Annotated in this window: 8 protein-coding genes; 6 read left to right on the top strand and 2 right to left on the bottom strand. The window is 62.5% G+C overall.

Features of this window, described 5'->3' with window-relative positions; all coding sequences use genetic code 11:
* Positions 1 to 57: 57 nt before the first annotated feature.
* The gene (locus tag LN996_RS23135) at positions 58 to 624 is read right to left on the bottom strand and encodes a type 1 glutamine amidotransferase domain-containing protein (RefSeq protein ID WP_231343437.1); all 567 of its coding nucleotides are present in this window, start codon (positions 622 to 624) and stop codon (positions 58 to 60) included.
* 192 nt (positions 625 to 816) lie between these two features.
* Here LN996_RS23135 and LN996_RS23130 point away from each other — a divergent pair, with 192 nt between their 5' ends.
* From LN996_RS23130 to LN996_RS23105, 5 genes are all read left to right on the top strand, one after another.
* The gene (locus tag LN996_RS23130; protein ID WP_231343436.1) at positions 817 to 1,308 is read left to right on the top strand and encodes a DUF2975 domain-containing protein; all 492 of its coding nucleotides are present in this window, start codon (positions 817 to 819) and stop codon (positions 1,306 to 1,308) included.
* On the top strand, positions 1,308 to 1,511 hold the full coding sequence (locus tag LN996_RS23125) for a helix-turn-helix transcriptional regulator (protein ID WP_231343434.1): 204 nt from the start codon (positions 1,308 to 1,310) through the stop codon (positions 1,509 to 1,511). Before LN996_RS23130 ends, LN996_RS23125 begins: the two co-directional genes overlap by 1 nt.
* 69 nt (positions 1,512 to 1,580) lie before the next feature.
* The gene (locus LN996_RS23845) at positions 1,581 to 3,011 is read left to right on the top strand and encodes a lysozyme (protein ID WP_308102759.1); all 1,431 of its coding nucleotides are present in this window, start codon (positions 1,581 to 1,583) and stop codon (positions 3,009 to 3,011) included.
* Between the two features lie 43 nt (positions 3,012 to 3,054).
* Positions 3,055 to 3,867, top strand: coding sequence for an alpha/beta fold hydrolase (locus tag LN996_RS23110; protein ID WP_231343433.1), 813 nt, complete (start codon positions 3,055 to 3,057; stop codon positions 3,865 to 3,867).
* A 206-nt stretch (positions 3,868 to 4,073) separates the two neighbouring features.
* Positions 4,074 to 4,580, top strand: a complete 507-nt coding sequence (locus LN996_RS23105) for a hypothetical protein (RefSeq protein WP_231343432.1) — start codon at positions 4,074 to 4,076, stop codon at positions 4,578 to 4,580.
* A 281-nt stretch (positions 4,581 to 4,861) separates the two neighbouring features.
* Here LN996_RS23105 and LN996_RS23100 read toward each other — a convergent pair whose 3' ends face one another.
* The gene (locus tag LN996_RS23100; RefSeq protein WP_231343431.1) at positions 4,862 to 6,217 is read right to left on the bottom strand and encodes a uracil-xanthine permease family protein; all 1,356 of its coding nucleotides are present in this window, start codon (positions 6,215 to 6,217) and stop codon (positions 4,862 to 4,864) included.
* A 255-nt stretch (positions 6,218 to 6,472) separates the two neighbouring features.
* On the opposite strand from LN996_RS23100, the gene LN996_RS23095 reads away from it, so the two are divergent.
* Positions 6,473 to 7,078: a malonic semialdehyde reductase gene (locus LN996_RS23095; protein ID WP_231343430.1), complete on the top strand. Its 606-nt coding sequence runs from the start codon at positions 6,473 to 6,475 to the stop codon at positions 7,076 to 7,078.
* The last annotated feature ends 145 nt before the right edge of the window (positions 7,079 to 7,223 follow it).

Genomic DNA, 7,223 nt, shown 5'->3' with positions numbered 1-7,223 from the left:
GTCGTACTTCTACATGAAGTACGACGGCGGCACTTGCCGTATGTGCCTCGGTGGCCGCTAAGCGGTCTGGCCAGCGTGCTGCCCCTCGGAGATTTCCTCCACGAGCTTGCTGTTGAATGCCGGGAGGTCGTCCGGGTTGCGGCTGGTGACCAGGCCTTGATCGCATACCACTTCTTCGTCGGTCCAGTTGGCGCCGGCGTTCTTCAGGTCCGATTGGAGCGTGTGGTACGACGTGACGTTGCGGCCCTTGATCACGCCGGCGTCGATGAAGATCCACGGTCCGTGGCAGATGGAGGCCACCGGTTTGTGCTGCTCAAAGAAGGCCCGCGTGAAGTTCTGCGCGTCCTTGTCCACGCGGAGGTTGTCCGCGTTCACGACGCCACCCGGGAGTACCAGTGCGTCAAAGTCGGAGGCGTTGGCGTCGGCCACTGCGAGGTCGACGTCGAACGTGTCGCCCTTCTCCACGCCGTTGAAGCCCTGGAGTTTTCCCTTCGAGGGGGCCACGAGAGTGGGTTCACCGCCAGCGTCCTTCACGGCTTGCCAGGGGCTGGTGAGCTCCACTTGCTCAACGCCATCCGTCAGCAGGAACGCGACCTTCTTGCCTGCGATGTTGTGTTCTGACATTGTTCCTCCTCGTTGGGCAGCGGGGTGCCTTTTGGGCGATACCGCCGCTGTGAGAGTTGTTTGTCTGACCTGTTCCAGCCTAGGGAACCCTGCTTTAGTAAGCAAGCTGACTAATTGTGTCACGGGACCTGGTTGCTTGCTAAGTGATCGAATATCGATAGAATCAGGTTGTTGTTCGATAAAGGAGTTCCGATGGGTAAGCTGACGATCCTCGCATTGCGGGTTGTGATCGCGATGGTGCTGGCAGGATCGCTGTTCGTCCAGGTGTGGATGGTGCCGCTGCTTTCTACGGACCTTGTTGAGGTCGGTGCGCCCGACGGTCCGCGGATTACGCTGCTGGTGATTGTCGTTCTGGGAATCCTCTGCGTGCAGGTAGTTGCGGTCTGCGTGTGGAGGTTGCTGACGATGGTGCGCCGCGGGACGGTGTTCTCCCACAGGGCTTTCCGGTTTGTGGACATCATCTTCGGGGCTGTATCTGTGGCCGCACTGCTGATGTTTACGATTGCGGCGCTGCTGGCTCCGGGCGACATTGCGCCCGGCGTTGTTCTGCTCATTTGCGGCGCTGCGTTGATGATCGGGGGAGTGGCTCTTCTGGTGCTGATCTTGCGTACGCTGCTGGCCCAGGCCGTTGCGCGGGACGTTGAGGCTGCTGGCTTGCGGGCCGAGCTCGACGAGGTGATCTGATGCCGATCATCGTGGACATCGACGTCATGCTGGCCAAGCGCAAGATGCCGGTGGGTGTGCTTGCCGAGCGAGTGGGGATCACGCCGGCCAACTTGGCTGTGCTCAAGAACGGGCGGGCGAAAGCGGTTCGGTTTACGACGCTGGAGGCGTTGTGCGAGGTGCTCGAGTGCCAACCCGGCGACCTGCTGCGCTGGGAGGCCTAAGCCGGATAGTAGGCTGAGCTGCATGACGTGGGGGCGCCGGTTCCTCCCGCACTCCGAAGGAATCGTCGAATGAAATTCTCCATGTCCCGCTGCCCAGGTCGCCTGAAAGCCACGGCTGTGCTGCTCGCCACCGTGGTGCTCGCCGCGTCGGGGGCAGGGGCGGCCATCGCGTCTGAAGAACCGCCCGCAACCCAGAACGACCACGCCATGGGATCGACACTTCGTGATCATGAAAGAGCGGACCAGAAGTTGTTTTCCATCCAAGGCACGGAATCCTCTCTAGCAGTGCCGTCGGGCGTTCGCGGAATGGACGTCAGCAGCCACCAAGGCGTGGTGGACTGGACCAAGGCCGCAGCCAACGGTGCCAAATTTGCGTACGTGAAGGCCAGCGAGGGGACCGCCTACCGCAATCCCTACTTCCAGGCCCAATACTCGGGGGCTGCTTCTGCCGGCATGCTGCACGGCGCCTACCATTTCGCCCTCCCCAATGCGTCGTCCGGTGCAGCGCAAGCCAGCTACTTCCTCCAGAGCGGTGCAGCCTGGACGACGGATGGGAAAACACTGCCTGCCCTGCTGGACCTGGAATACAGCCCCTATGGCGACGGCGCCTGCTATGGAATGACCCCGGGCCAGATGATTTCGTGGATCTCCGACTTCGCAACCACCATCCTGTCGCGAACCGGACGCCTTCCGGCCATCTACACGACTACCGACTGGTGGAATAGGTGCACAGGTAAGGCCAACGGTTTCGGGAACCATCCGCTCCACATCGCGAGCTGGGCGTCGATGCCCGGTGCTCTGCCGGCCGGTTGGAAAAACTACACCCTGTGGCAGCACGCCGAGTCCGGCGAGTTCCCGGGGGACCAGAACGTCTTCAGGGGCTCGCTCACTGAGTTGACCGCGTTCGCCAAGAATCCGGGTCCCATCTTCTCTGATATCTCCGGCGGCCAATTCACTGCCGAAGTTAACTGGCTCGGGTCACGCGGCATTTCAACAGGGTGGACCGAGGCCAACGGTGCCAGGACATATCGACCCCTGGCCCCGGTAGCCCGTGATGCGATGGCCGCGTTCATGTACCGTTTGGCCGGTTCACCCGCCTTCACCGCTCCCGCGAAGTCGCCTTTTGCGGATGTTGCCACGGATAACCCGTTCTACAAACAGATCACCTGGCTTGCCAGTAAGGGCATCAGTACCGGTTGGGCCGAGGCTAACGGGACCAAGACGTACCGGCCTTTGGCCCCTGTTGCGCGTGATGCGATGGCCGCGTTCATGTACCGGCTGGCTGGCTCGCCCGCTTTCACCGCTCCCGCCAAGTCGCCGTTTGCCGATGTTGCCACGAACAACCCGTTCTACAAGCAGATCACCTGGCTGGCGAGCAGCGGCATCAGTACCGGGTGGGCCGAGGCTAACGGGACTAAGACGTATCGGCCGCTTGAGCCGGTTGCCCGTGATGCCATGGCCGCGTTTATGAGCCGTTTCGACACCAAGTTCGGGAGCTAGTGGGGCCGCCGCTTCAGCACCAGCGCGGTGTTAGCGTTCGAGAGTGCATTCTGTTGAATTTGGGGCGGGGACCCCAGTCCTGGTCATCCACGGATTCTGCGTCGATCATCGACTCTTGCTTGGCCTCGACCCGGTGTTCGATGCTCACGGTCAATGGCGGCGGGTCTATGTCGACTTGCCAGGTATGGGCCAAACCGCGGCGGGGCCTGAGATCGACAGCACAGATGCTGTCGCAAACGCCGTTGTCTCGTTCACGCGGGAGACTTTCGGCGATGCGGAGTTTGCCATCCTCGGAAACTCCTTCGGTGGCATGATCGCCCGTCACTTGGTAGCAGAATTCGGGGATCAAGTGCTGGGCGTTGCACTCCTCTGCCCGGTGGTCCTTGCGGATCACGGGTCACGAGCGGTGCCTCAGCGAACGGTGATCCGAACAAACCCTGCGCTGATGGCAACCTTGGATCCCTTGGATGCTGCGGACTACGAAGCAATGTCCGTGGTCCAATCTCCCGGGAACTGGTCCCGCTTCCGGGATGCGGCGCTGCCAGGGTTGCGGATCTTCGACCCGGCCGCCATTGAGCGAATATCGAAGAACTATGCGCTCCGCGAAGAGCCGGAGGGCCGGTTCGCCGCCTTCCAAGGACCCACTCTGATCCTGGCCGGGCGCCAAGACCATGTGGTCGGGTTTCAGGATCAGATTGCTCTGGCCAATAGTTACCCGCAGTCCACGATCGTGGTCCTCGATCAAGCTGGCCATAACGCACATTTGGACCAGCCTGTGCTGACAGCGGCCCTCGTCAAAGATTGGCTAACCCGCGTCAAAGCCTGGAAGAAGTCCTCGAACGTCAGTAAGACTTGAAATCCATCAGGAGATCACCGTTGGAACTGCACGACACGCCCAGGGTGACACTAACGTTCGCATCCCTCGGTCCGCGACCCAACCATAGAGACATAGAGCATTTCCTCCGTGAAAATGGCTGGGCGTCTTGCGTCGCTGGAGACTGGGCGATTGCGCTCCGCTCGCCGAATGGCGCCGTTGTAGCGCGAATCAGCCCATTCGATCCAGTGGGTCCCTTCACAGCAGAGTTCTACCGTGAAGCAGCCGGCACTCGTCAGGTCCCGGAACTCCATGATCATCGCCGTTTGGACGGGGGAGGTGACCTGCAGATCATGGAATGGCTTCTCCCGGTATCAGAGGAGGAGGCAAAGGGGTTCTTGCTGAAAATAGCGAAGGGGAGCCCTGAAATGGAGGTCCTTGCCGGCATATTGCGAGGCGTCCACGAGCAGGCCAGAAACAGCTTGCCTTGGTGCGGGCCTCTGGACGAAAATCCACACAACGTCATGCGCACCCGCGACGGACGCCTGGTCCTCACCGATCCCTTTTACGCCGACGGACCCAACCTGTACGCCGCTGCTGCGTCCACGCCCGATCTCGTTGCTGCCCGGATTCCGAAGGAACAGAGAAAGTACATCACCGAAATCCCCCTCGCCGGTTCAGGCGGCTGGGACGAGGGGGGTCAGGAAAAGATCCGGCAAGGTCTTAGGGCGGCCGACGCAGAGGTACGTCGCTGAGCCAAGCCCGACGGCGGTCCTCGCCTTAGGCCGAGGTGAGGACCGCCGTCGTGGTTCAGCTAGCCACGGGCATCCCGCGTGCTGAACTTGAATCCTGCAAAGGCCACGAGACCGGCTGTCCAGGTAAAAGTTACTATCGCAGCGGTGAGGGCACCCAGGTCCGAGTCCGGGTAGGACCCTGTAACCAAGCATTGATGGGACGCATGATTCAGCATCAACCGAAGTTCTCCAGGTGACTAGTTCAAAGGAGTGGATTCCTCATCCGGAGATCACTCCCACCCCTACTTCCCCTTCTTCCCGCCCCGCTTGGCCGCCGCATTCATCGCCGACTTCACCGCAGGTGGCAGCCCCGCCGTCTCGGTCTCCGGCTCGGCCACGGTCCCGCGCCAGCGAGCCAGACCCTTCATGCCGTGGTAGATCACCAGGGCAGCAGCGGAACCAAGAGCAATGCCGGTGAACTTCAGCTCGCCAATGGTCCAGGTGTAGTCAGCAATGCCGATAATCAACGCCACGGCGGCCGTCGTCAGGTTGATCGGGTTGGAGAAGTTGACCTTGTTCTGCACCCAGATCTTCACGCCGAGCACGCCGATCATGCCGTAGAGCATCGTCGCGGCACCGCCCAGCACACCAGCCGGCACGGTCGCGATCAGTTCGCCGAATTTCGGGGAGAAGCTCAGCAGGATGGCGAAAATACCGGCCACCCAGTAGGCCGCCGTCGAGTAGACCTTGGTGGCGGCCATGACGCCGATGTTCTCCGCGTACGTCGTGGTACCGGAGCCGCCGCCGAACCCGGCAAGTACCGTCGCGGCGCCGTCGGCCATCAGCGCGCGGCCGGAGACGCCGTCGAGGTTCTGCCCTGTCATCGCGGCCACGGACTTCACGTGCCCCACGTTCTCAGCCACCAGCACCAGTACCACCGGAACAAACAACCCCACCACGCCGATGTGGAACTCGGGCGTCTGGAAGAAAGGCAGGCCAACCCACGCAGCGGCGTCCATCTTTTCGTAAGAAACCTCGCCGCGCATCATCGCCACGAGGTAGCCCACAACCACGCCCACCAGGATGCTCAAGCGGCCCAGGATTCCACGGAAAAGAACAGAAACCAGGATGATCGTGACCAACGTGATCAGTGCGGTAACCGGTGCGAGGTCGAAATTCGCCTTGGCCGCCGGTGCGAGGTTCAAGCCGATCAGAGCCACGATGGCGCCGGTGACGATCGGCGGCATGAGGCGGTTGATCCACTCGGCGCCGAACTTCTGGACCACCGCACCAATAAGCGCCAGTACGACGCCGGCAAGCACCACGCCGCCCAAAGCGCCACCGACGCCATACTGCTGCTGGGACGCCATGATCGGGGCGATGAACGCGAAGCTTGAACCCAGGTAGCTGGGCACGCGGCCCTTGGTGATCACCAGGAACAGCAGGGTGCCGATGCCGGAGAAGAAGAGGGTGGTGGCCGGCGGCATGCCCGTGATGATGGGGACCAGGAAGGTCGCGCCGAACATGGCCACCACGTGCTGCATGCCGATGCCGATGGTCAAAGGCCAGGCGAGCCGCTCGTCGGGTGCCACCACGTGGCCGGGGCGAATGGACTTGCCGTTGCCGTGGAGCTTCCATTTCATGCTGAGCATGCTCATGGCGGGCCTTCCTCAGAAAAGTGTTGGGATTCGGTGCAACATTACCGCCATTGCGGGGCCTGCTCTACGCGCCTCGCGCGCTCGGGAGCGCGCTCAACAGGCCTCACAACTCAAAGAAGCGACACGCGAAGTCACGCTGTGTGCCCAACGTCACGGGCCGTCACGGGAAGAGGACAACGGAAGTTGAAGTTGCAACCATGGAAAGCAGAAGTGCCCGGCCGCCTGTAAGGCCAGGGCCCAGCGAAAGGTTTACGAATGACGATCGCCCACGAAGAAGCAGTCATTGACGCCGCAGCAGTCGACGCCATTTTTGCCGAAGCCCGCACCGCCAACAGCTTCGCCGGTGAGGTCACCGACGAACAGGCCCGCGCCATCTACGAGCTCACCAAGTTCGGCCCCACCGCCTTCAACTCCCAGCCGCTCCGCGTGACCTATGTCCGCTCGGACGAAGCCCGCGCCAAGCTGGTGGACACCCTTTCCAACGGCAACAAGGCCAAGACCGCCTCCGCGCCGCTGGTCGCCGTCCTCTCCTACGACACTGACTGGCAGGGTCAGTGGGACAAGTTCCTGCCCGCCTACGGCGCGCCGAAGGCAATGTACGACGCCGATCCCGCTTTCGCCGCTGCTACTGGAAACAACAACGCTCATTTGCAGGCCGGCTACTTCATCCTGGCCGTGCGCTCCCTCGGTTTCGCAGCCGGCCCGATGACCGGCGCTGACTTCTCCGCCATCGACGCCGAGTTCTTCCCGGCCGGTGACCAGAAGAGCTTCCTGGTGGTCAACATCGGCCAGCCCGGTCCGGACGCCTGGGGCGAAGCAAAGCCGAAGTTCGCTTACGACGACGTTGTTCGCACCGTCTAAGACTCCACAAAAAACGCCCCCGCACCCAAAGTGGGCGGGGGGGTTTGGGTGGGGGGGGGGGGGGCGCGTGGGGGGAGGGGGGGCGCACCCCCCGGGGCGCCGATGGGCGGCCGGGGGCCCCGTCGGGGGCCACCCGCCCCGCGCG

The organism is Arthrobacter sp. AK01, assembly GCF_021109375.1.
Lineage (GTDB): Bacteria > Actinomycetota > Actinomycetes > Actinomycetales > Micrococcaceae > Arthrobacter.
The sequence above is the reverse complement of the archived record's forward strand: the minus strand, read 5'-3'. Positions and strand labels throughout refer to the sequence as shown.

Excerpts from the sequence above, each read along its gene's own strand:
- LN996_RS23135 (WP_231343437.1), bottom strand. The coding sequence starts at position 624 with ATGTCAGAACACAACATCGCAGGCAAGAAGGTCGCGTTCCTGCTGACG.
- LN996_RS23130 (WP_231343436.1), top strand. The coding sequence starts at position 817 with ATGGGTAAGCTGACGATCCTCGCATTGCGGGTTGTGATCGCGATGGTG.
- LN996_RS23125 (WP_231343434.1), top strand. The coding sequence starts at position 1,308 with ATGCCGATCATCGTGGACATCGACGTCATGCTGGCCAAGCGCAAGATG.
- LN996_RS23845 (WP_308102759.1), top strand. The coding sequence starts at position 1,581 with ATGAAATTCTCCATGTCCCGCTGCCCAGGTCGCCTGAAAGCCACGGCT.
- LN996_RS23100 (WP_231343431.1), bottom strand. The coding sequence starts at position 6,217 with ATGAGCATGCTCAGCATGAAATGGAAGCTCCACGGCAACGGCAAGTCC.
- LN996_RS23095 (WP_231343430.1), top strand. The coding sequence starts at position 6,473 with ATGACGATCGCCCACGAAGAAGCAGTCATTGACGCCGCAGCAGTCGAC.